Genomic DNA, 21,241 nt, shown 5'->3' with positions numbered 1-21,241 from the left:
GGCGCGTCGGCACGCCCGTGCTGGTTACCGGCCTACTCTGCGGACGTGGAGCCGCGCGACCTGGCCGACGCCGGGACCGAGAGCAGGGACGCCGTCGCCGTCCCTGCCCCCTTCCGCGCCGCCCTCGAGTCGCTGGCCGGGGTGCGTGCCCGCCCGGAGATCGAGCTGGGCTCCATCCCGGCGCCGCAGCGGCTGGCCCCCTTCGCGCACGCCATCGGCGCGCGGGTGCCGGACCCGGACGGCCAGGACGAGGACGACGTCGAGATCGCCAGCGCGCGATTCATCGTCCTGCACGACCCGGAGGGCCACGAGGCCTGGCACGGCACCATCCGCTGCGTCGGCTACCTCTCGGCGGAGACCGACGAGGAACTGGTCGACGACGCGATGTTCTCCGAGGTCGCCTGGAGCTGGCTCACCGACGCGCTGCGCGAGGCCGGGGCGGCGCACCACACCGTCGGCGGCACGGTCACCCGCACCGCCTCCACCCGGTTCGGCGAGCTGGCCGGGCCCGAGCACTCCGTCGACGTCGAGATCCGCGCCTCCTGGACGGCCGAGGGCACCGACCTCGACCGGCACCTGCTGGCGTGGCTGGAGGTGCTGGGCAACGCGGCGGGTCTCCCCCCGCCGGGCGTGCGGCTGCTGGGTCCCTCCGACCGGGTCGGTAGCAAGACTCTCTAACATCGGTGCGGCACAGCGGGCCCCGAGCCCGCCTGAGCCGGTGCTCCTCCCCAGGATCGGCGCGGTCGGCCCGCGGTTGGCCCCGGCCGGGCGCCGGAGGACCGACCGACGAGGACCGGCAAGAAGGTGGACGGCAACTGAGCACCGAGCCCACTCCCGAGGCACCGGAGGCCGTGGCGACGGCCGCGGCTCCCGAGCCCACCCCGCTCCTCGCCCCCCGCGACGGGCTCCCGCCGGTCATCGAGACCTCCACCCAGCTGGTCGAGTACGCCGACGCGCTCCGCGGCGGCACCGGGCCGGTCGCCGTCGACGCCGAACGCGCCTCCGGCTACCGGTACGGCCAGCGCGCCTACCTGGTGCAGCTGCGCCGCAACGGCTCCGGCACCGGTCTGCTCGACCCGGTCCCGCTGCCGGACCTGTCGGTGATCCAGGACGCCATCGCCGACGCCGAGTGGGTGCTGCACGCCGCCAACCAGGACCTCCCCTGCCTCGCCGAGATCGGTCTCGCGCCGGCCCGCGTGTTCGACACCGAGCTGGCTGCCCGGCTGGCCGGGCTGCCCCGCGTGGGCCTCGGCGCCGTCGTCGAGTCGTTGCTCGGCTTCTCGCTGCAGAAGGGGCACTCGGCCGCCGACTGGAGCACCCGCCCGCTGCCCGAGGAGTGGCTGGTCTACGCCGCGCTGGACGTCGAGGTGCTCGTGGACCTGCGCGACGCCCTGGCCGCGATCCTCGAGGAGCAGGGCAAGACCGAGTGGGCCCGCCAGGAGTTCGAGGCGATCCTCGCCGCCGGTCCGCCGGCTCCGAAGCAGGAACCGTGGCGGCGCACCTCCGGGGTGCACGGGCTGCGCAGCCGCCGCCAGCTCGGGATGCTGCGGGCCATCTGGGAGGCCCGCGACGAGCTCGCCCGCCGCCGCGACGTCGCCCCCGGCCGGGTCCTGCCCGACTCGGCGATGGTCGCCGCGGTGCAGGCCGACCCCCGGAACGAGGGCGCGCTGCTCGAGCTGCCGGTCTTCCGCGGCCGGGCCAACCGCCGCCTGGTCGCGCACTGGTACACCGCGCTGGCCCGCGGCAAGGCGCTGCCGGAGAACGAGCTGCCCCTGCACAGCAAGCCCGGCGACGGGCCGCCGCCGGTGAACCGGTGGGCCGACCGCGACCCCGCTGCCGCCACCCGCCTGCAGGCGGCCCGGGCGGGGCTGGCCGAGCTGTCGGAGAAGCACGCGGTGCCGGTGGAGAACATCCTCTCCCCCGACCTGGTGCGGCGGCTCATGTGGAGCCCGCCGGAGCCCCGGGAACCCGCGACGGTGGCCGAGGCGCTGCGCTCCGGCGGCGCCCGGGCCTGGCAGGTGGAGCTCACCCTCGAGGTGCTCACCGACGCCATCACCCGCGCCTGACGCCCGCTCCAGGGCTCCTCCTCCCGCTCCGGGGTTCCTGCAGGACTCCCCCAGCACGGGTTGCACCCCCGGAGAACGGGACGACGAACGCCGGCGTCCCCCGCGCGGAGCGGAGGACGCCGGCGTCGGCGTGGTCACCTGCCGCCCGCCGGCGCGGAGCACGGCGGGCGGCAGGGGTCATCGGCGGGCGGTGGCGGCCCGTCGGCGGGCGAGCGCGTCGACGCCCGCGGCCAGCAGCAGCACGCCGCCGGTGATGATGAAGTTCAGGTAGGCCGCGACCCCTAGCAGACCCAGCCCGTTGGCGATGATCGCGATGACCAGGCCTCCGAGGACCGCGTCCCGGGCCTTGCCCCGGCCGCCGAAGAGGCTGGTGCCACCGATGACGGCGGCACCCACCGCGTACAGCAGGGTGTTGCCCGCACCGGCGTCCGGCGTCACCGAGCTCAGCCGCGAGGTGGCCAGGATGCCGCTGATCGCCGCCAGGCTGGACGAGATCACGAACGCCATGACCCGGATCCGGGTGACGTTGATGCCCGCCCGGCGCGCGGCCTCGGCGTTGCCGCCGACGGCGTAGATGTGCCGGCCGAACGTGGTGCGCGAGAGGACGAAGGTGAGCACCAGCAGCAGCAGGACGACCAGCGGGACCGCGTAGGGGATGCCGGCCAGGTCGATCGCAGCGGCGAGCGCGCGGTCGACGCTGAGGATGGCGGTCACGCCGAACACCACCGCGGCGATGAGCACGATGCGGGCCACCACGAGCGCGAGCGGCTGGTGCGCCAGGCCGCGGGCCTTCTGCGAGCGCCAGCGCCACAGCTCGAACGCGGCGTACGCGACGGCGACGACCGCGGCCAGGATCCAGCCCAGCGTGACCGGCAGGTTCTCGTTGGCCAGCCCACGGATGACCGGCTCGCGCACCGGGACGGTGCCGCCCTGCCCGATGATCCGCAGGGTGACGCCCTGGAAGCCGAGGAACAGGGCCAGCGTGACGACGAAGGACGGGATGCCGACCATGCCGACGAGGCTGCCGGTGAACATGCCGATCACGGCGCCGGTGGCGATGGCGGCCAGCACGGCGATCGGCCAGGCGACGCCGACCTGCACCAGGAGCTGGGCGAGCACGGCCGAGCAGACGCCGCTCACCACGCCCGCGGACAGGTCGATCTCGCCCAGCAGCAGGACGAAGACCAGCCCCATCGCGAGCACGATGATCGGGGTCGACTGCACGAGCAGGTTGGAGAGGTTCAGCGGCGTGAGGAACGTGCCCGGCCGGAGGACCGTGAAGAGGATGCCGAGGACGACGATGCCCAGGATGGCCGGCAGCGCGCCCAGGTCACCGGCCCGCAGCTTGTTGAGGTAGCCGCGGACGGCTCCGCCGACGGTGTTGTCCTGGCGGTCGCCCTCGAAGCCGGCGGCCGGCTTGTGCGGCCCGCTCGCCTCGGCGGCGGTCAGGGTGTTGCTCGACATGGAAGTCCTCTCAGTCCTCGAGCGCGTCCGGCGCGAGCCCCAGCTCGCCGGAGCGGCCGGAGGTGATCAGCTCGATGACCTGCGTCCGGTCGACGTCGGAGATGGGGACGTCCGCGGCCACCCGGCCGAGGTAGAGGGCGGCCACGCGGTCGGCCACCTCGAAGACGTCCACCATGTTGTGGGTGATGAAGACGACGGCGTGGCCGGTGTCGGCCAGCCGGCGGACCAGGTCGAGCACCTGGCGGGTCTGGGCGACGCCCAGGGCCGCGGTCGGCTCGTCCAGGATGACCAGCTTGGACTCCCAGAGGACCGCCTTGGCGATCGCGACGGTCTGCCGCTGGCCACCGGAGAGGCTGGACACCAGCTGGCGCACCGACTTCAGGGTGCGCACCGACAGCTTCGCCAGCGTGTCGCGCGCGGCCTCCTCCATCGAGGCCTCGTCCAGGACGATCCCGCGCTTGCGCTCGCGGCCGAGGAACATGTTCTGGACGACGTCGAGGTTGTCGGCGAGCGCGAGGTCCTGGTAGACGACCTCGATGCCCAGCCGGGCGGCGTCCCGGGGCCCGTTGAGCTGCACCGGCTTGCCCTCGAACTCGACGGTGCCGGAGTCGATGGGGTGGATGCCGGCGATGGCCTTGATCAGCGTGCTCTTGCCCGCGCCGTTGTCACCGACCAGCGCGGTGACCGTGCCGGGGTAGACGTCGAGGTGGACGTCGTGCAGGACCTGAACGGCCCCGAAGCTCTTGTTGACCCCCCGCAGGCTCAGCGTGGGCCGCTCCAGGGTCGGGGTGGTCGTGCTCTGTTCGGGTGCGGACACCGCTGCGTCCTTCCTGCATGGGCACGGTCCGGGCCGGACCGTGGGAAGACAGTGTGACGCCCCGCGGGCCCCGGCGTACCCGGGACCCGCAGGGCGGGGAGCACGCGGCCGGGGCACCCGCGAACGGGTGCCCCGGCCGGATGGCTCAGGAGATGCCGAGCTCGGTGCAGGCTGCGGCGTACTCACCGGTGCAGACGTCGGCGGCGGTCTGGTAGCCGTCGTCGATGACCTGCTTGACGTTGTCCCGGAAGATCGAGACCGGCTCCAGGAGCACCGAGGGAACCTCGCGGCCGCCCTCGGGGTCCTCGACCGAGCCGTCGACCTCGGGCTCCTCGCCGTTGACCAGCGCCACGGCCAGCTCGGCCAGCGCGTTGGCCTCCTCCTCGATCGGCTTGTAGACCGTCATGCACTGGTTGCCGGCGAGGATGTTCTGCAGGCCCTCGACCGTGGCGTCCTGGCCGGTGACGGGCACCTGACCGGCCACGTTGTTGCGGCTGAGGATCGAGACGACCGCGTTCGCCAGGCCGTCGTTGGCGGCCAGCACGCCCTGGATGTCACCGCCGGCCTGGGTGTACATCTGCTCGAAGATGGTGGCGGCCTGCTGGTTGTCCCACTCGGGGACGGCCTGCTCGGCCACGACGGTGTACTGGTCCATCGGGTCGAGGACCTCGTGGGCACCCGAGGAGAACAGGGTGGCGTTGTTGTCGTCGGGCGAGCCGTTGAGGAAGGCGATGTTCGCCGGCTCGTCGCCGAGGCACTGGGCCAGGCCCTCGCCCTGCAGGCGGCCGACCTCGACGTTGTCGAACGAGACGTAGTAGTCGCTCTCGCCGCCGAGGGTCAGCCGGTCGTAGTCGATCGTCTGGACGCCCTGCTGCTCGGCCTGGCGCTGGATCGCCGCACCGGAGGCCGAGTCGAGGTTCGTGATCGCCAGGACCGTCACGCCGCCGGTGATCATCTGCTCGGCGATGGTCGCCATCCGCTGGGCGTCGCCCTGCGCGTTGTCGATCTCGTACTCCACGCCGGCCTCCTCGAAGGCCGCCTCGAGCAGCGGGCGGTCCGCGGACTCCCAGCGGGCCGAGGACGCCGTGTCGGGGAGGATCACACCGATCTTGCCGGCAGCCTCGCCACCGCCACCGCCGCCGCCACCGCCGCCGCTGCCGCCGTTGCTGCCGCTGTCGTCGCCACCGCAGGCAGCCAGGCCGAAGACCATGGCCGCCGCGATCGCCGTCGTCACCGTGCGCCGTCGCGCCATGAGGGACCTCTATTTCGTTGGGGTTACAGAGAAATTCCGGCGGGTCATCTTGCGCACAGGGTCCGAGTGACTGCAAGCACACCCCGGGGCCGTTGCCGGACCGTGACCCGGCACCCCCTCGAAGGGGTGCCGTGCCGCGCTTGGCGACAGGGTTACCGGCGGGTAACTTGAGCACCTGCCGGACCCTGCCGGGCCGGTACGAATCCTGCGGAGGTCCCATGTCCCGCTCGCTGCGTGAGGTCGTCTTCGTCGACGGCGTACGCACCCCCTTCGGCAAGGCCGGCCCGAAGGGCATCTACGCCGAGACGCGCGCCGACGACCTGGTCGTGCGCTGCATCCGCGAGCTGCTGCGCCGCAACCCGGCGCTGCCGGCCGACCGGGTGGACGAGGTGGCCATCGCCGCCACCACCCAGATCGGCGACCAGGGCCTGACCCTCGGCCGCACCGCCGCGCTGCTGGCCGGGCTGCCGAAGACCGTCCCCGGGTACTCGATCGACCGGATGTGCGCCGGCGCGATGACCGCGGTGACCACGACGGCGTCGGGCATCGCCTTCGGCGCCTACGACGTCGCCATCGCCGGCGGCGTCGAGCACATGGGCAACCACCCCATGGGCGAGGGCGTCGACCCGAACCCGCGGATCATCAGCGAGAAGCTGGTCGACCCCTCCGCGCTGGTCATGGGCTCGACCGCCGAGAACCTGCACGACCGGTTCCCGCACCTGACCAAGGAGCGGGCCGACGCGTTCGCGCTGGCCAGCCAGCAGAAGTACGCCAAGGCCGTCGCCAACGGGCAGATCGGCCCGGAGCTGGTCCCGATGGCGACCCGCTCGGCCGAGCACGGCTGGGGCGTCGCCACCGTCGACGAGCCGCCGCGGCCGCAGACCACCCTCGAGGGGCTGGGCACGCTCAAGACGCCGTTCCGCCCGTACGGGCACGTGACCGCCGGCAACGCCGCGGGGCTCAACGACGGCGCCACCGGCTGCCTGCTGGCCGCCGAGGACGTGGCCGAGGAGCTGGGCCTGGACGTGGGCATGCGGCTCGTCGGCTACGGCTTCGCCGGCGTCGAGCCGGAGGTCATGGGCATCGGCCCGGTGCCCTCGACCGAGAAGGCGCTGGCCCGCACCGGCCTGTCCATCTCCGACATCGGCCTGTTCGAGCTGAACGAGGCCTTCGCCATCCAGGTGCTGGCGTTCCTCGACCACTTCGGCATCGCCGACGACGACGCGCGCGTCAACCCGTGGGGCGGCGCCATCGCCGTCGGCCACCCGCTGGCCTCCTCGGGCGTGCGGCTGATGACCCAGCTGTCCCGGCAGTTCGGCGAGCGCCCCGACGTCCGGTACGGCCTCACCGCCATGTGCGTCGGCCTCGGCATGGGCGCCACCGTGATCTGGGAGAACCCCAACTGGGAAGGTGCCACCAAGTGACGACTGCAGTGTTCGAGAACGAGGTCGTCACCGCCGCCAAGGTGCGCTTCCTCCAGTACCCGGGCCTGGCCGGCGAGATCGCGCTGATCACGCTGGACAACGGGCACGACCACACCCGGCCGTCGACCTTCGGCCCCGGCGGGCTCGCGTCGCTGGACGCCGCCCTGGACGAGATCGCGGCGCACTCCCCGGCGCCGGCGGCCATCGCCGTCACCGGCAAGCCGTTCATCTTCGCCGTGGGCGCCGACCTCTCCGGCGTTCCGTCAGTGACCGACGCCGCCGCCGCGCGGGAGATCGCCGAGACCGGCCACCGGGTGTTCCGGCGGCTCAAGGACTCCGCCATCCCGACCTTCGCGTTCGTCAACGGGGTCGCGCTGGGCGGTGGCCTGGAGCTGGCGCTGCACTGCCACTACCGGACCATCAGCGGCGGTGCCGCGGTCGGCTTCCCCGAGGCCTTCCTCGGGCTGGTCCCCGGCTGGGGCGGCACGCAGCTGCTGCCGAACCTGATCGGCATCGACGCGGCGGTCACCGTCATCGTCGAGAACGCCCTGGCGCAGAACAAGATGACGCCTGCTCCGAAGGCCGCGAAGCTCGGCATCGCGGACGCGCTCTTCGAGCCGGCCGACTTCCTCGAGCGCTCGCTGGAGTGGGCGGTCGGCGTCCTGGACGGCTCGGTGTCCGTGCCGCGCCCGGAGGTCGACCGCGCGGCCTGGGACGACGCGATCGCCCGTGCCCACGGCGTCGTGGCCGCCCGCACCCGCAACGCCTCCCCCGGTGCCGTGCGCACGGTGGACCTGCTCGACCTCGCCCGCAACGGCGTTGCGGGCGGGGCGTTCACCAGCGGCACCGCGGCCGAGGACGACGCCCTGACCGAGCTGCTGATGAGCGACCCGCTCCGGGCCTCGCTGTACAGCTTCGACCTGGTGAACAAGCGGGCCAAGCGCCCGGCCGGTGCGCCGGACAAGTCGCTCGCGCGGACGGTCACCAAGGTCGGCGTCGTCGGCGCCGGGCTCATGGCCTCGCAGCTGGCCATGCTGTTCGTGCGCCAGCTGAAGGTGCCGGTCGTCCTCACCGACATCGACCAGGCGCGCGTCGACAAGGGCGTGGCCTACGTGCACGGGGAGCTGGACAAGCTGGCCCAGCGCGGCCGGCTGAACGCCGACAAGCTCAACCAGCTCAAGGGCCTGGTCACCGGCTCGCTGTCCAAGGACGTCTTCGCCGACGCCGACCTCGTCATCGAGGCCGTCTTCGAGGAGATGTCGGTCAAGCAGCAGGTGTTCGCCGACGTGGAGGCGATCGTCTCCCCCGAGTGCGTGCTGGCCACCAACACCTCGGCGCTGTCGGTGACCGAGATGGCCGCCAAGCTGGAGCACCCCGAGCGCGTGGTCGGCCTGCACTTCTTCAACCCGGTCGCCGTCCTCCCGCTGCTGGAGGTCGTGCGCGCCGAGCAGACCGACGACGCCACGCTGGCCACCGCCTTCGCCGTCGGCAAGGCGCTGAAGAAGAGCTGCGTGCTGGTGGCCGACGCCCCGGCGTTCGTCGTCAACCGGCTGCTCACCCGCTTCCTGGGCGAGGTCACCGCCGCCGTCGAGCAGGGCACCCCGGTGTCCGTCGCCGAGAAGGCGCTGGACCCGCTGGGCCTGCCGATGACGCCGTTCGAGCTGCTCTCGCTCGTCGGCCCCGCGGTGGCGTTGCACGTGGCCGAGCGCATGCACGAGGCCTTCCCCGACCGGTTCGCCGTCGGCGAGGGGCTCAAGCGGATCGTCGAGCTGGGCAAGTCGGGCGTGTTCTCGGAGCCGGGCGTCGTCGACCCGGAGCTCGCGGACGCCTTCACCGGTGACGAGCCGCTCACCGAGGAGCAGGTGCACGACCGGGCGGTGGAGGCGCTGGCGCAGGAGATCCGGCTGATGCTGGACGAGGGCGTCGTGCAGGCGGTGCAGGACATCGACCTGGCCATGATCCTCGGCGCCGGGTGGCCGTTCTGGCTGGGCGGCATCTCCGCCTACCTGGACCGCACCGGCGTCTCGGAGAAGGTCACCGGTTCGCGGTTCCTGCCGGAGGGCGTGGCCTCGCTCCCCGCCTGACCCCCGCTGGGATCAGGTGACCTGATCTTGGAGCGTCCTCCCTCGCCGTGTGCCTTGAGGGAGGACGCTCTGCGGTGAGGGAGGACGACGACGGACGACGCGGTCGCGCCCCAGCCGCACCAGCGGGTCCCGCCCCGCGGCATGACAGCGGTCCTCGCCGCGTACCCGCGAGGACCGTGCCGTACGGCGGACCGCCGCCGGGACGACGAGAGCGCCGCACCCCGTGACGGGGTGCGGCGCTCTCGCGCGGTGAGCTCAGCGGAACTTGGCGGTGAGGCTGTCCATCGTGCGGTCCACCGAGGCGACCTTGACGTGCGAGAGCCCCGCCGAGGCGCCGGCGGCGAGCATCGCCTCGTGCGTGGCCCGCAGCGTGGCCCAGACGGCGTCGTCCTCGCCTTCGAGGGTCGTGCCGAGCGCACCCACCTCGTAGCGCAGCCCCGACGCCTCGATGACGGCGATGGCCGCCTCCACGTGCGCGTGCGGGTTCTCCGCGGTGCCGGGCGGGGACGGCGCGACCTGGATCTCGGCGATCATCATCGCCGGCCTCCGTCCACGGGGGCGGGGACGTCGTCCTCGGCGCGCTCGCTGAGCACGGCGGTCCACTCGGCGATGCGGCGGGCCACGTCCTGCTCGGTGAGCCCGACGTCGGCCAGCACCTGGCCGCGGCTGCCGTGCTCGAAGAACCGCTGCGGCAGCCCGACGGTGCGCACCGGCACGTCGCAGTCGCGGTCCTGCAGCGCCTGGGTGAGCGTGGTGCCCACTCCCCCGGCCCGGCCGCCGTCCTCGACGGTGACCACCAGGCGGTGGGAGGCCGCCAGCGTCAGCAGCTCGTCGGCCACCGGGAGCACCCACCGCGGGTCGGCGACGGTCACCTCGATGCCGTGGTCGGCGGCCCGCTCGGCCACGGCCAGGCACATCGGGACCATCGACCCGACGGCGACCAGCAGCACGTCCGACCGCTCGCCGCGGCGCAGCACGTCGACCGGCCCGCGCCGCTCCAGCGCCGGGATGTCCGGGGGCAGGACGCCCTTGGGGAAGCGGACGACCGACGGGCCGTCGGAGATGTCGACCGCCTCGCGGAGCGCCTCCCGGAGGGTCGCCTCGTCGCGCGGCGCGGCGACGTGCACGCCGGGGACCACCGACAGGATCGACATGTCCCACATGCCGTTGTGCGAGGCGCCGTCGTCGCCGGTCACCCCGGCCCGGTCGAGGACGACGGTGACCGGCTGGCGGTGCAGCGCGACATCCATGAGCAGCTGGTCGAACGCGCGGTTGAGGAACGTGGAGTAGACCGCGACGACCGGGTGCATGCCGGCCATCGCCAGCCCGGCGGCGGAGGTGAGCGCGTGCTGCTCGGCGATGCCCACGTCGAAGGTGCGCTCGGGGAAGCGCTCGGCGAACGGCGCCAGCCCGGTGGGGTGCAGCATCGCCGCGGTGATCGCGACGACGTCAGGCCGCTCGGCACCGACCCGCACCAGCTCGTCGGCGAAGGCGTCGGTCCAGGGCCGCCCGGTCTTGCGGGCGCTGGTCCCGCTGTCGGGGTCGAAGACGCCGGTGGCGTGCCACGCGTCGATCTGGTCGGTCTCGGCCGGCGGGTAGCCGAACCCCTTGGTGGTGACGGCGTGCACGATGACCGGGCCGCCGAAGGATCGGGCTCGGCGCAGCGCGGACTCCATCACCTCGATGTCGTGCCCGTCGACCGGGCCGACGTACTTCATGCCGAGGTCCTCGAACATGCCCTGCGGCGACAGGACGTCCTTGAGCCCCTTCTTGATCGCGTGCAGCGCGTCGTAGAGGGCCGAGCCCACGACCGGCGCCTTGTGCAGCGCCTGGCGCACCTGCAGCAGGGCGTTCTCGTAGCCGGGGCGCAGCCGCAGGGTGGCCAGCGCGTCGGCGACCCCGCCGATCGTCGGCGAGTAGGAGCGGCCGTTGTCGTTCACCACGATGACGACCGGGCGGTCCTGGGCGGCGGCGATGTTGTTCAGCGCCTCCCAGGCCATGCCACCGGTCAGGGCGCCGTCGCCGATCACCGCGACGACGGGGCGGGAGTCACCACGGATGGCGAAGGCCTTCGCCAGGCCGTCGGCGTAGGACAGTGACGTGGAGGCGTGGCTGTTCTCCACCCAGTCGTGCTCGCTCTCGGCGCGGCTGGGGTAGCCGGACAGGCCACCCCGCTGGCGCAGCCGCTCGAAGCCCTCGACCCGGCCGGTGAGCATCTTGTGCACGTAGGACTGGTGACCGGTGTCGAAGACGATCGGCTCGCGCGGGGAGTCGAACACCCGGTGCAGCGCGATGGTCAGCTCGACGCAGCCCAGGTTGGGCCCCAGGTGGCCGCCGGTCCGGGCCACGCTGGTGACCAGCGCGTCACGGATCTCCGCCGCGAGCGCGGGGAGCTGGTCGGACGGGAGGGCCCGGACATCGTCGGGGCCCCGGAGCGATCGCAGGAGCGGCACGGCTCGGCGGTGTCCTCTCGGTCGGGCGGAAGCTGCTCGGCGACCGCCGACCAACTGTAACTGCGGTTTCTCCGCTCTTCCGGTCGAGCGAGTTCACCGGATGCAGCTCACAGTGCCCCGGTCCTCCTCGCGAAGCGCTCACAGCCGCGGGACCCACCGCTCACCGCGCAGCGCACCGCCGACCACCTCGACGCCGCGGGCGTTGGCGGCCAGCCGCGCACCCTCCCGCTCGTAGGCGACCATCGCCGCCTCGATGGCGTCGGGCGGGAGCTGGTCGGCCAGCTCGACGCGCAGCGTCCGCCATCCCGTGCGGGCGGCCTCGAGGCCGGCGGAGACGTGGTCGGCGGCGAACCGGGCGAGCAGCACCGGGTACCGGCGGAGCACCTCGTGCGCGCGGTAGTCCGGCGGCACCAGGTCGAACAGCCAGGCGACGGCGGTGCGCTCCCAGTCCGGTGCGCCGGGCGGGCGCACCTCCCCCGGCCAGCCGGGCGGCACCGTCGCGTCCACGGCACCAGTCTGCCGCACGGATCGAACATGCGTTCGACGACGTGCCGGGTATCTCGGGCGAGCGGGTCACCCGGGAGGGAGTCCCCGGTCAGGACGTGACCTGCCGCTTGAGCCAGAACTGCTCGAAGCCCCAGGTCCCGGCGCCGCTGGAGTGGTAGCTGACCAGCTCCCACCCCTCGGCACCGAGCTTGTTGAGGACCGAGCTGGTGTCGCCCTGCTGCCGTTCCGACGAACCGCCGGGGAGCTTGATGCTCACCCCGGCGCGCTGCGACTCGGCGTCGTTGGCGGTGATGACCGAGGCGTATTCCCATGTGGGCACACCCAGACGGTAGCGAATGGGCATCCGGCAGCTGTCGGCAGCGAGAGGACGAGGTGGCGACGATGGTCCCGGAACTCGGTCAGGTGGTGGCGGAGCGGCGGCTCGACGCGGTGGCCGCGGACGGCTCCCGCACGCCGGTGTCCGTGCGGATCGGCGCCCCGGTGCCCGATCCGCTGCCCGGTGGGGACTGGTGCTGCCCCCACCGGATCGACGGCCTGGGCGACGACGCCGTCCGGGTTGCCTTCGGCGTCGACTCGCTGCAGGCGCTGCTGCTCTCGGTGCACAGCCTCCGGCTGACGCTGGCCCAGCGGGCCGAGGCGGCCGGGGTCGCCCTCGACTGGCTGGGGCTGCCGGAGCTCGGCCTCACCGTCGATCCACCGCCGCACACCCCGCCCGGCGCCTGAGCCGGGCCGCCGGTCAGGCCGGCGCGGGGACCAGCAGCGCCACGCACTCCACGTGGGCGGTCATCGGGAAGGCGTCGAACCCGCGGACGGCGGCGAGCCGGTACCCGGCCTCGGCGAAGGCGGCGACGTCCCGGCCGAGCGCCGCGGGATCGCAGGCCACGTAGACGACGGCGCGCGCCCCGGTGCCGGCCAGCAGACGGCTGACCGCGCGCCCGGCACCGGCCCGCGGCGGGTCCAGGACGACGACGTCGGGCGGCGTCCCCAGTTCGGCGAGCAGCTCCTCGAGCCCCTCGGCGTCCACCTCGCCCTGCCACACCTCGGCCTGCGGCAGGTGGGCCAGGTTCGCGTCGGCCGCGGCGCAGGCACCGGGGTCGGACTCCACGCACACCACCCGGCCGTCCTCGCCGGCGGCCGGGGCGAGCGCGCCGCCGAACAGGCCGGCACCGGCGTAGAGGTCGAGCACGGTCTCACCGGCCGCCACCGCGGCGAACCCGGCGACGGCCGTGACGAGCGCGTCGGCGGCGGCCGGGTGCACCTGCCAGAACCCGGTGCCCTCGACCTCCCAGTCACGGCCTCCCGCCCGCCGCTCCGCGCGGCCGGCCGGCTCGCGGGGCAACTCCTCCCCGGCCTGGAGCACCTCGCTGTGCTGCGGGCGGCCGCGCCGGTCCAGCCGGGTGGTCGTGACCGCGCCGGTGGAGTCGATGGAGACGTCCACCGCCCCGGTGCCCGCCCAGCGCCGGGAGAGCACCGCCCGGGCGGCCGGCTCGACGGTGATCGGGCAGTCGTCGAGCACCACCACGTCGTGCGAGCGGTGCCGCCGCAGGCCCGCCGCCCCGGCCCGGTCGACGGCGAAGCGGGCACGGGAGCGCCAGCGCAGCGCACCGCCGGGCAGCTCCTCGACCGCCAGGCCGGTCACCACCGGGTCCTCGGCGTCGACCTTTCCGAGCCGCACCAGCTGCTCGCGGACCACCGCGGCCTTGAGCCGGCGCTGCTCGACCGGGTCGACGTGCTGCCAGTCGCAGCCGCCGCACTTCCCCGGCCCGCTGTGCGGGCAGGGCCGCTCGACCCGGCCGGGTGCGGCGGTGAGCACCTCGACGGCGTCGGCGCGGCAGAAACCGGGATGCCGGTCCTCGGTCACCCGCACCCGCACCCGCTCCCCCGGCAGGGTGTGCCGGACGAACACCACCCGGCCCTCGTGCCGGGCCACGCAGTGCCCTCCGTGGGCGACCGGGCCGACCTCGACCTCGAACTCCCGCCCGGTCCAGCCGCCGCCGCGCTCCTCGCGCGGCGGCGCCGGGCGGCCCGCACGGCGGCCGGGGCGACGGCGCTCAGCCATACGGCGTCACGTCCACCTCGTCGTCGGTGAACCCGCGGCGGAGGTCACCGGGCGCCGGGCCGCCGCGGCGGCCGTCGGCGTCGTCGTCGTGCCCTGCTGTGCTCTCCAGCAGCCAGGGGACGGTCGTGATCATCACGCCGGGCTGGAACTGGAGGCGGGCGCGCAGGCGCAGGGCGCTCTGGTTGTGCAGGACGTTCTCCCACCAGTGGCCGACGACGTACTGCGGGACGAAGACCACGACCAGTTCCCGGGGGCTGTCCCGGCGGATGCTCTTCACGTAGTCGAGCACCGGGCGGGTGATCTCCCGGTACGGGGACTCCAGCACGGTGAGCGGCACGGGGATGTCGTAGCGCTCCCAGGCGGCCTGCAGCGCGCGGGTCTCCGCGTCGTCGACGTTGACCGTCAGCGCCGTGAGCGCGTCCGGGCGGGTGGCCCGGGCGAAGGCCAGCGCGCGCAGCGTCGGCTTGTGCACCTTGGAGACCAGGACGACGGCGTGCACCTTGCTCGGCAGGGTGCGCGCGTCGGTGTCGGGCTCGAGCTGGACCGACACGTTCGAGTAGTGCCGGTTGATCCCCCGCATGAGCACGAACAGCACCGGCATCGCCAGCAGCACCAGCCAGGCGCCGTGGGTGAACTTGGTGACCACGATGATGACCAGCACCACGCTGGTCAGCGAGCCGCCGACGGCGTTGATGATCTGGGAGCGGCGCATCCGGCCACGCGCGGCGGTGTCGGGCTCGCTCTTCAGCTCCCGGTTCCAGTGCCGCACCATGCCCCACTGCCCGATGGTGAAGCTGGTGAAGACGCCGATGATGTAGAGCTGGATCAGCCGGGAGACGTCGGCGTCGAAGAAGACGATCAGCACGGCGGCGAAGCCGGCCAGCAGCAGGATGCCGTTGCTGTAGACCAGCTTGTCGCCGCGGGTGTGCAGCTGACGGGGCAGGAACCGGTCCTGGGCGAGCACCGACCCGAGCAGCGGGAACCCGTTGAACGCGGTGTTGGCGGCCAGGATGAGGATCAGCGCCGTCGCGGCCTGGATGTAGAAGAAGCCCACCGACCGGTCGCCGCCGAAGGTGGCCGCGGCCAGCTGGGCGATCACGGTGCGCTGCGGATCGGTCTCGCAGTTCCCGGCGAAGCCGACCAGGTCGCAGGTGAACTCGGTGTACTTCACGTCGGCGAGCAGGGCCAGCGCGGTGACGCCGGCGAACATCGTGGCCGCGACGCCGCCCATGAGCGCGAGCGTGGTGGCCGCGTTCCGGCTCTTGGGCGGGCGGAAGGCGGGCACGCCGTTGGCGATCGCCTCCACCCCGGTGAGCGCGGTGCAGCCGGACGCGAAGGCCCGCAGCGCGAAGAAGACCAGCGCCAGCCCCGCCATCTGCGAGTAACCGGGCTCGGGGAGGACGGTGTAGCCGGAGCTCTCGGCGGTGATGCCCTCGTCGGTGAAGAAGTACCGGACCAGACCGGTGCCGATCATCACCAGGATGCCGCTGATGAACAGGTAGGTCGGCACCGCGAACGCCCGGCCGGACTCGCGGACACCTCGCAGGTTCGCCGCCGCCAGCAGGGTCACCAGCCCCAGCGCGATCAGCAGGCGGTGGGAGTTGAGCGACGGGAACGCCGAGATGATGTTGTCGGTGCCGGCCGAGACCGACACGGCCACGGTGAGCACGTAGTCCACCAGCAGCGCGCTGGCCACGGTCAGCCCCGCCAACTGGCCGTGGTTCTTCATCGCGACCTCGTAGTCGCCACCGCCGGAGGGGTAGGCGCGCACCACCTGCCGGTAGGACAGCACCACCGTGATCAGCAGCACGACCACCATCGCGGCCAGCCACGGGGCCAGGTACAGGAACGCGGTACCGGCCAGGGTCAGCACGATCAGGATCTCCTGGGTGGCGTAGGCCACGGAGGAGAGCGGGTCGCTGGCGAAGATCGGCAGTGCGAGGCGCTTGGGGAGCAACGACTCCCCCGCCCGGTCGCTGCGCACCGGGCGGCCGAGGACGAGTCGTTTCGGGAGTTGTCCGAGGTCGGACAGGGTCGGCACGGCGCAAGGGTACGGACGCCGGAGACCCGCGCGCGGGTGACTCGGCGCACGCCCGCCCCGTCCGGGGGAACCGGGCCGCCTGCGGGATCCGGCCCCTCCGGCGGGTGTAGCTTCGCGGCCGGGAATGCGCGGGCGGACGGCGCCTGCGCCACCGGCACATGCGGGGAGTGACACGTGCACGTGGTCGTGATGGGCTGCGGCCGCGTCGGCTCGGCCATCGCCCGGCGCCTGGAGGAGATCGGGCACAGCGTGGCCGTGATCGACCAGGCCCCGGAGGCGTTCCGCCGCCTGGGGCCGGACTTCACCGGCCGGCAGATCAAGGGTCTGGGCTTCGACCGGCAGACGCTGCTCGACGCCGGGATCGACTCCGCCGGCGCGTTCGCCGCGGTGAGTAGCGGCGACAACTCCAACATCATCTCCGCCCGGGTCGCGCGCGAGACCTTCGGCGTGCAGCACGTCGTCGCCCGCATCTACGACTCCAAGCGGGCCGAGGTCTACGAGCGCATGGGCATCCCCAGCGTCGCCACCGTCCCGTGGACGGTGAACCGGCTGCTGCGCGAGCTGCTGTCGGTCAAGGTCAGCGAGCTGTGGCGCGAACCCACCGGAAAGGTGCTGCTCGTGCGGGTCACCGTCACCGAGGGCTGGGTGGGGCGCAAGCTCGCCGGCCTGGAGGCCGCCACCGGCGCCCGGGCCGCCTGGCTGGTCCGCTTCGGCGAGGCCCAGCTGGCCACGCCGGCCACGGTGCTCCAGGACGGCGACCAGCTGGTCGTCGCGGTCACCGACGAGCTGACCGAGCGCGTGCACGAGGTCGTCGAGCGGGGCCCCCGGGACGGTGGGCACTGATGCGCGTCGCGATCGTCGGGGCCGGCGCGGTCGGCCGGTCCATCGCCGGGGAGCTCCTGGAGAACGGCCACACCGTCATGCTCCTCGAGAAGGACGGCCGCAAGGTGCGCACCCGCTCGGTGCCGGGCGCGGAGTGGGTGCAGGCCGACGCCTGCGAGGTCTCCTCCCTCGAGGAGGCGCAGCTGGCCACCTGCGACGTCGTCGTCGCGGCGACCGGTGACGACAAGGCCAACCTGGTGGTCTCGCTGCTGGCCAAGACCGAGTTCGCCGTCAACCGCGTGGTGGCCCGGGTCAAGGACCCGCGCAACGAGTGGCTCTACACCGAGGCCTGGGGCGTCGACGTCGCCGTCTCCACGCCGCGGGTGCTCGCCGCGCTGGTCGAGGAGGCGGTGAGCGTGGGCGACGTCGTCCGGCTGATGAGCTTCCGCAAGGGCGCGGCCAACCTCGTGGAGATCACCCTGGGCGACGACACCCGGTGGGTGGGGCGCCCGCTGCGGGAGGTGCCGCTGCCCCGGGAGACGGTGCTGACCGCGATCCTCCGCGGCGACCGGGTCGTGACGCCGTCGCCGGACGAGCCGCTGGAATCGGGCGACGAGCTGCTGTTCGTGTCGCACGGCGACACCGAGGAGGAGCTGCAGGAGGTCTTCGCCCACGAGGGCCCCGGCCGCACCGACGGCTGACCGGCGTCAGGCGGCGGGGTCGGCGTCCGGCGGTGCGGGAGCGCGGTGGCGGTGCAGGCGTGCGACCACCCACAGGGTCACCACGAGCACGACGGCGGTCAGGGGCAGGCCGAGGACGACCGACGCGGTGCCCAGCAGCTCCACCTCGTCCGCGCGGTAGAGCACCCACTGCACCCCGGCGCGCAGCAGGAACGAGGCAGCCCAGAGCGCGGTGAGCCACGAGTAGGCGCGCAGCAGCCGGGGCTCGTGCCGCCAGTGCAGCTCCGGCGCCTCCTGGACGGGGCGGACCACCGCCGGCTCGGGGACATCCGCGCGCGCCGCACGCCGGTTCCACGGCATCGAGTGGGCGGCCATCGACCCCAGGTGGCTGGGCGCGAGGAACTCGGCGACCAGGCCCACCAGCGGCCAGCGGAACGGGATCGAGCCCAGCAGCACCACGCCGACGACCAGGCTGCGCACGATGCCGAGCACGAAGAAGTCGCGCGCCTGCCCGGTGTTGGCCGCGATGGCGACCGCGATCCCGACGGCGAACAGCCCGCCGACGGCCTGCTGCACGCTCTGCCGGCGGGCCAGCCGCAGGACGAAGACGACGACCGCCGAGGCCACCGCCGCCCAGATCCCGGTGCGCAGCCCGGCGATGCCGTTGGCCACCACGAAGGCGACCGTGGGCAGGGTGGCGTCGACCATGCCGTGCCAGCCGCCCAGCTGCGCCAGCAGCTGGTCCCGGTCGAACAGCGACACCGGCGCGTCCGCGTCGGGGCCGGCCGGGCGCTCCTGCTCGCCGTCGGCCGGCGGGCCCGCTGCGGTCACCCTCGTCCCCTCATCTCGCTGCTCGCGCACGTGACCCCGGCGGCCGCCCGGCCGCCGGTCAGCCGGCGCTGAGCTCGTACCAGGGGTTGTAGATGACCTGGCGGCCGTCGAAGGCGGCGAACCGGCCGCGGGCGGTGAGCGTGCGGCCAGGCTCGATGCCCGGGATGCGCCGCCGCCCCAGCCAGACCAGCGTCACCGAGCCGGAGCCGTCGAACAGCTCGGCCTCCAGCGTGGGCACCGTCTCCCGGGGGGTGTAGACGACGGACTTCAGCCGGCCGGTGACCGTGACCACCGCGCCCTTGCGGCAGGAGCTCACCGACTCGCAGCCGGCGCTGGCCGTCCCGGCGCGCAGCTCCTGGGCGTCGATGGTGTGGTCGTCGGCGGTGAGTCGCTGCAACGTGCGCGACCACCAGCCCGCCGGTCGGGTCTCCGTCACGGATCCAGCGTAGTGCGGGTGGGTCGGCACGGGGGCACGCACGGGGTGTTCTCCGCGTCGCGTCGGTCAGGCCGGCCTGCCGGCGGCCCCGCCGGCAGGGGGCTGCGTGCCCTGGGCCGCCGCCTGCTGCGCGGCGAGCTGCGCCGCGGCCTGCGGGGGCAGGGCGAGCGGGAGCGGCTCGCGCACCGGCATCGGCTCGGCGCCCCGGACGACGACGATGCCGCGGAACGCCGTCTCCAGCGCCCGGGCCTCCGCCTCCGCGCCGGCGGCCGCCGACCCGCTGAGCAGCCCCCGCAGGAACCAGCGCGGACCGTCGACGCCGAGGAACCGGGCCGGCCGGCGCACCGGCGGCTGCGCGGGCTGACCCGGCTGCGGCGGCGGTGCGGCGACGACCGTGCCGGCCAGCTCGATGCCGAACGGGCCCTCGACCTCGCGCAGCGACGCACCCTGGCCCGAGGCGGTGCGGGCCAGCTCGGCGCGGACGTCGTCCCAGATGCCGGCTGCCCGGGGCGCGGCGAAGGCCGCGACCTGGAGCAGCGAGCCGCCGTGGCGCAGGGTCGCGCCGATCACCTTCTGCTGCTGGTTGAGCTCCACCCGCAGGTCCATGCCGGGGAGCGCCGGGAGCCGGATGGCCCCCAGGTCGATGCGGGTCAGCCCGTCGTCGGGGGCGTCGGCCTCGTCCCAGGGCCCCGTCGTCTCCTCGACGTCCCGGAACCGCTGCTGCGGCTCCGGGGGCACGCCCCGCTCGCGCAGGCTGCGGTCGATGCGATTGCGCCGCCGTCCGAACGGCATGTCAGTTCCGCCCCTCGAGTGCTGATGGATCGGAGGACCCGGGCGCCGCGGCACCGTGGCCGCCGGTGGAGCCGTGCCCGCCCTCGCCGCGGTCGCTGGCGGGCAGCTCGCGCACCGCCACGAACCGGGCCCGGGCCACCGGCTGCACCACCAGCTGCGCGATGCGGTCCCCGCGGGAGAGCCGCAGCGGCGTCGCCGGGTCCAGGTTGATGAGGTTGACCATGATCTCGCCGCGGTAGCCCGCGTCGATGGTCCCGGGTGCGTTCACCATGCTCAGCCCGAGCCGGTGGGCGAGCCCCGAGCGGGGGTGCACGAAGCCGGCGTAGCCCTCGGGGATCGCCACGGCGACGCCGGTGCCCACGAGCCGGCGCTCGAAGGGGGCCAGCTCGACGTCCTCGGCCGCGGTGAGGTCGGCCCCGGCGTCCCCGGGCAGCGCGTAGCGCGGCAGGGCGCCGTCGGGCGCGGTCAGCCGGACGGGTACGTCCGGCTCGGCGGAGGGCTCGGGCACGACGGCGACCCTAGCCGCGCCGGCGGGGTCCGGTGCGCACGGCCGGGCTCAGGACCCGGGCCCGCTGCCGTCGACCGGCGGCAGGGTCGCGAGATCGGTCAGCACCCGGCGGGCCAGCGTCTCGGTGGCCCGGCGGTTGACCCGCCCGGCGAGCGCCGCGCCGACGAGGAACGGTGCGGCCGTGGGTACCGCGCCGGCCAGCCGGCGGGTCACCCGCCGCCGCAGGGCACGCAGCCCCGCCGTCCCCAGCAGCGAGCTCAGCCCCGCCGGCCCGGGGCCGGTGACGGCGCGCTGCTCGGACCAGGCGCGCAGGTAGGCCTGGTTCCGCTCGGCGGCGTCCCCGGGGGCGGGGCGCCCGTGGAGCTCGTGCAGCTCGCCGATGAGCACCACCTCGACGGCGGCGACGAGGACCGTCTCCGCGCCCAGCTCCAGCGGGACGGCGAGCAGCGACGGCGGCGCGAACCAGTGGGCGGCGGACAGCCCACCGGTGGCCGCGCCGATCCCGGAGGTGATGCGGGCGGTGCGCTGGACGAGGGCCTCGGCGATCTCCGCGTCGGTCGCCCCGGGATGGGCCGCACGCAGCCGTGCGCCGTCCCGGACCGGCAGCCGGGGCACCGCGGCGGCCAGCAGGTCGCCGAGCAGGGCGCCGGGGTTCCGGCCGTCGCCGGGGTCCGGGCGGTCGCCGGTGGATGCCCCCGCCCCGGGCCCGGCGGCGGTCTGCCCGGGGGCCGACGCCCCTGCGGCCCCGCCGCCGAAGGCGCCGGCCACCGCTCCCGCGACGGCGCCGACGACGTCCCGCAGGCCGCTGCCCGGGGACCGGTCGGAGCCGGTGCCGGTCAGCCCGGCCACGGCCTCGGCGACGGCGCGGCCGGCCCGGGCCAGCGGGCTCTCCGGAGCCGGGTGCGCCCCGGCCGGTGGCGCCACCGGGCGCGGCGGCGGGACGTCACGCGGCGCGCCGGTGCGCGGCCCCTCGGTCATCGGTCGTCCCTCCTGTGGCGGCCCCGT

General features: G+C 74.3%; 21 protein-coding genes. 7 read left to right on the top strand and 14 right to left on the bottom strand.

The genetic code is table 11. The annotated features are described in order from the left end of the window. Nucleotides 1-45: 45 nt before the first annotated feature. Both ACI790_RS02015 and ACI790_RS02010 read left to right on the top strand, forming a co-directional pair. Nucleotides 46-678, top strand: coding sequence for a DUF3000 domain-containing protein (locus ACI790_RS02015; protein ID WP_456568106.1), 633 nt, complete (start codon nt 46-48; stop codon nt 676-678). A 173-nt stretch (nt 679-851) separates the two neighbouring features. Next, nucleotides 852-2,066 carry an HRDC domain-containing protein gene (locus ACI790_RS02010; protein ID WP_456568105.1) on the top strand — a complete coding sequence of 405 codons (1,215 nt, stop codon included), beginning with the start codon at nt 852-854 and terminating at the stop codon, nt 2,064-2,066. Nucleotides 2,067-2,243: 177 nt separating this feature from the next. Here the strand turns inward: ACI790_RS02010 and ACI790_RS02005 are convergent, their stop codons facing one another. From ACI790_RS02005 to ACI790_RS01995, 3 genes are all read right to left on the bottom strand, one after another. Beyond that, entirely contained in the window at nt 2,244-3,530 is a 1,287-nt protein-coding gene (locus ACI790_RS02005; RefSeq protein WP_456568104.1) for a sugar ABC transporter permease, read from the bottom strand. Nucleotides 3,531-3,540: 10 nt separating this feature from the next. Continuing rightward, nucleotides 3,541-4,347 (bottom strand): ATP-binding cassette domain-containing protein, encoded by an 807-nt coding sequence (locus ACI790_RS02000; protein WP_456568103.1) that lies wholly within the window; start codon nt 4,345-4,347, stop codon nt 3,541-3,543. A gap of 145 nt (nt 4,348-4,492) precedes the next feature. After that, nucleotides 4,493-5,599 carry a sugar ABC transporter substrate-binding protein gene (locus ACI790_RS01995; protein ID WP_456568102.1) on the bottom strand — a complete coding sequence of 369 codons (1,107 nt, stop codon included), beginning with the start codon at nt 5,597-5,599 and terminating at the stop codon, nt 4,493-4,495. Nucleotides 5,600-5,817: 218 nt separating this feature from the next. On the opposite strand from ACI790_RS01995, the gene ACI790_RS01990 reads away from it, so the two are divergent. Both ACI790_RS01990 and ACI790_RS01985 read left to right on the top strand, forming a co-directional pair. Further along, complete coding sequence (locus tag ACI790_RS01990) at nt 5,818-7,023, top strand: thiolase family protein (RefSeq protein ID WP_456568101.1); 1,206 nt, start codon at nt 5,818-5,820, stop codon at nt 7,021-7,023. Next, entirely contained in the window at nt 7,020-9,107 is a 2,088-nt protein-coding gene (locus tag ACI790_RS01985; RefSeq protein ID WP_456568100.1) for a 3-hydroxyacyl-CoA dehydrogenase NAD-binding domain-containing protein, read from the top strand. Before ACI790_RS01990 ends, ACI790_RS01985 begins: the two co-directional genes overlap by 4 nt. A 255-nt stretch (nt 9,108-9,362) precedes the next feature. On the opposite strand, the gene ACI790_RS01980 is transcribed toward ACI790_RS01985, so the two are convergent. From ACI790_RS01980 to ACI790_RS01965, 4 genes are all read right to left on the bottom strand, one after another. Beyond that, nucleotides 9,363-9,644 (bottom strand): thiamine-binding protein, encoded by a 282-nt coding sequence (locus ACI790_RS01980; protein WP_456568099.1) that lies wholly within the window; start codon nt 9,642-9,644, stop codon nt 9,363-9,365. Further along, on the bottom strand, nt 9,641-11,560 hold the full coding sequence (gene dxs, locus ACI790_RS01975) for a 1-deoxy-D-xylulose-5-phosphate synthase (RefSeq protein WP_456568098.1): 1,920 nt from the start codon (nt 11,558-11,560) through the stop codon (nt 9,641-9,643). Before dxs ends, ACI790_RS01980 begins: the two co-directional genes overlap by 4 nt. A 138-nt stretch (nt 11,561-11,698) precedes the next feature. Beyond that, on the bottom strand, nt 11,699-12,067 hold the full coding sequence (locus tag ACI790_RS01970) for a hypothetical protein (RefSeq protein WP_456568097.1): 369 nt from the start codon (nt 12,065-12,067) through the stop codon (nt 11,699-11,701). A gap of 88 nt (nt 12,068-12,155) precedes the next feature. After that, complete coding sequence (locus ACI790_RS01965; protein ID WP_456568096.1) at nt 12,156-12,386, bottom strand: DUF4177 domain-containing protein; 231 nt, start codon at nt 12,384-12,386, stop codon at nt 12,156-12,158. A 62-nt stretch (nt 12,387-12,448) separates the two neighbouring features. On the opposite strand from ACI790_RS01965, the gene ACI790_RS01960 reads away from it, so the two are divergent. Then, nucleotides 12,449-12,790 carry a DUF6968 family protein gene (locus tag ACI790_RS01960; RefSeq protein ID WP_456568095.1) on the top strand — a complete coding sequence of 114 codons (342 nt, stop codon included), beginning with the start codon at nt 12,449-12,451 and terminating at the stop codon, nt 12,788-12,790. Nucleotides 12,791-12,803: 13 nt separating this feature from the next. On the opposite strand, the gene ACI790_RS01955 is transcribed toward ACI790_RS01960, so the two are convergent. Next, the gene (locus ACI790_RS01955; protein ID WP_456568094.1) at nt 12,804-14,126 is read right to left on the bottom strand and encodes a class I SAM-dependent RNA methyltransferase; all 1,323 of its coding nucleotides are present in this window, start codon (nt 14,124-14,126) and stop codon (nt 12,804-12,806) included. Then, nucleotides 14,119-16,167 carry an APC family permease gene (locus tag ACI790_RS01950; RefSeq protein ID WP_456568093.1) on the bottom strand — a complete coding sequence of 683 codons (2,049 nt, stop codon included), beginning with the start codon at nt 16,165-16,167 and terminating at the stop codon, nt 14,119-14,121. Before ACI790_RS01950 ends, ACI790_RS01955 begins: the two co-directional genes overlap by 8 nt. Before the next feature lie 174 nt (nt 16,168-16,341). Here ACI790_RS01950 and ACI790_RS01945 point away from each other — a divergent pair, with 174 nt between their 5' ends. Together ACI790_RS01945 and ACI790_RS01940 are read left to right on the top strand one after the other, a co-directional pair. After that, nucleotides 16,342-17,010: a potassium channel family protein gene (locus tag ACI790_RS01945; RefSeq protein WP_456568092.1), complete on the top strand. Its 669-nt coding sequence runs from the start codon at nt 16,342-16,344 to the stop codon at nt 17,008-17,010. Further along, nucleotides 17,010-17,690: a potassium channel family protein gene (locus ACI790_RS01940; protein WP_456568091.1), complete on the top strand. Its 681-nt coding sequence runs from the start codon at nt 17,010-17,012 to the stop codon at nt 17,688-17,690. Before ACI790_RS01945 ends, ACI790_RS01940 begins: the two co-directional genes overlap by 1 nt. A gap of 6 nt (nt 17,691-17,696) precedes the next feature. Here the strand turns inward: ACI790_RS01940 and ACI790_RS01935 are convergent, their stop codons facing one another. The 5 genes from ACI790_RS01935 to ACI790_RS01915 all read right to left on the bottom strand — a co-directional run bounded on the left by ACI790_RS01935 (nt 17,697) and on the right by ACI790_RS01915 (nt 21,214). Next, nucleotides 17,697-18,500 carry a DUF3159 domain-containing protein gene (locus tag ACI790_RS01935; RefSeq protein ID WP_456568090.1) on the bottom strand — a complete coding sequence of 268 codons (804 nt, stop codon included), beginning with the start codon at nt 18,498-18,500 and terminating at the stop codon, nt 17,697-17,699. Between the two features lie 58 nt (nt 18,501-18,558). After that, entirely contained in the window at nt 18,559-18,936 is a 378-nt protein-coding gene (locus ACI790_RS01930) for an OB-fold nucleic acid binding domain-containing protein (RefSeq protein WP_456568089.1), read from the bottom strand. Nucleotides 18,937-19,002: 66 nt separating this feature from the next. Beyond that, nucleotides 19,003-19,728, bottom strand: coding sequence for a DUF3710 domain-containing protein (locus ACI790_RS01925; protein WP_456568088.1), 726 nt, complete (start codon nt 19,726-19,728; stop codon nt 19,003-19,005). 1 nt (nt 19,729) lies between these two features. Further along, entirely contained in the window at nt 19,730-20,236 is a 507-nt protein-coding gene (gene dut, locus ACI790_RS01920; RefSeq protein ID WP_456568087.1) for a dUTP diphosphatase, read from the bottom strand. A gap of 48 nt (nt 20,237-20,284) precedes the next feature. Then, complete coding sequence (locus ACI790_RS01915) at nt 20,285-21,214, bottom strand: hypothetical protein (RefSeq protein WP_456568086.1); 930 nt, start codon at nt 21,212-21,214, stop codon at nt 20,285-20,287. Nucleotides 21,215-21,241: the final 27 nt, after the last annotated feature.

The sequence above is a fragment of the Blastococcus sp. SYSU DS0539 genome, from assembly GCF_054050855.1.
This window is presented reverse-complemented; position numbering and strand designations above follow the sequence as displayed.

Coding starts and splice junctions, on each gene's coding strand:
- ACI790_RS02005 (WP_456568104.1), bottom strand. CDS start 3,530: ATGTCGAGCAACACCCTGACCGCCGCCGAGGCGAGCGGGCCGCACAAG.
- ACI790_RS01995 (WP_456568102.1), bottom strand. CDS start 5,599: ATGGCGCGACGGCGCACGGTGACGACGGCGATCGCGGCGGCCATGGTC.
- ACI790_RS01990 (WP_456568101.1), top strand. CDS start 5,818: ATGTCCCGCTCGCTGCGTGAGGTCGTCTTCGTCGACGGCGTACGCACC.
- ACI790_RS01980 (WP_456568099.1), bottom strand. CDS start 9,644: ATGATGATCGCCGAGATCCAGGTCGCGCCGTCCCCGCCCGGCACCGCG.
- ACI790_RS01960 (WP_456568095.1), top strand. CDS start 12,449: ATGGTCCCGGAACTCGGTCAGGTGGTGGCGGAGCGGCGGCTCGACGCG.
- ACI790_RS01955 (WP_456568094.1), bottom strand. CDS start 14,126: ATGGCTGAGCGCCGTCGCCCCGGCCGCCGTGCGGGCCGCCCGGCGCCG.
- ACI790_RS01940 (WP_456568091.1), top strand. CDS start 17,010: ATGCGCGTCGCGATCGTCGGGGCCGGCGCGGTCGGCCGGTCCATCGCC.
- ACI790_RS01925 (WP_456568088.1), bottom strand. CDS start 19,728: ATGCCGTTCGGACGGCGGCGCAATCGCATCGACCGCAGCCTGCGCGAG.
- ACI790_RS01915 (WP_456568086.1), bottom strand. CDS start 21,214: ATGACCGAGGGGCCGCGCACCGGCGCGCCGCGTGACGTCCCGCCGCCG.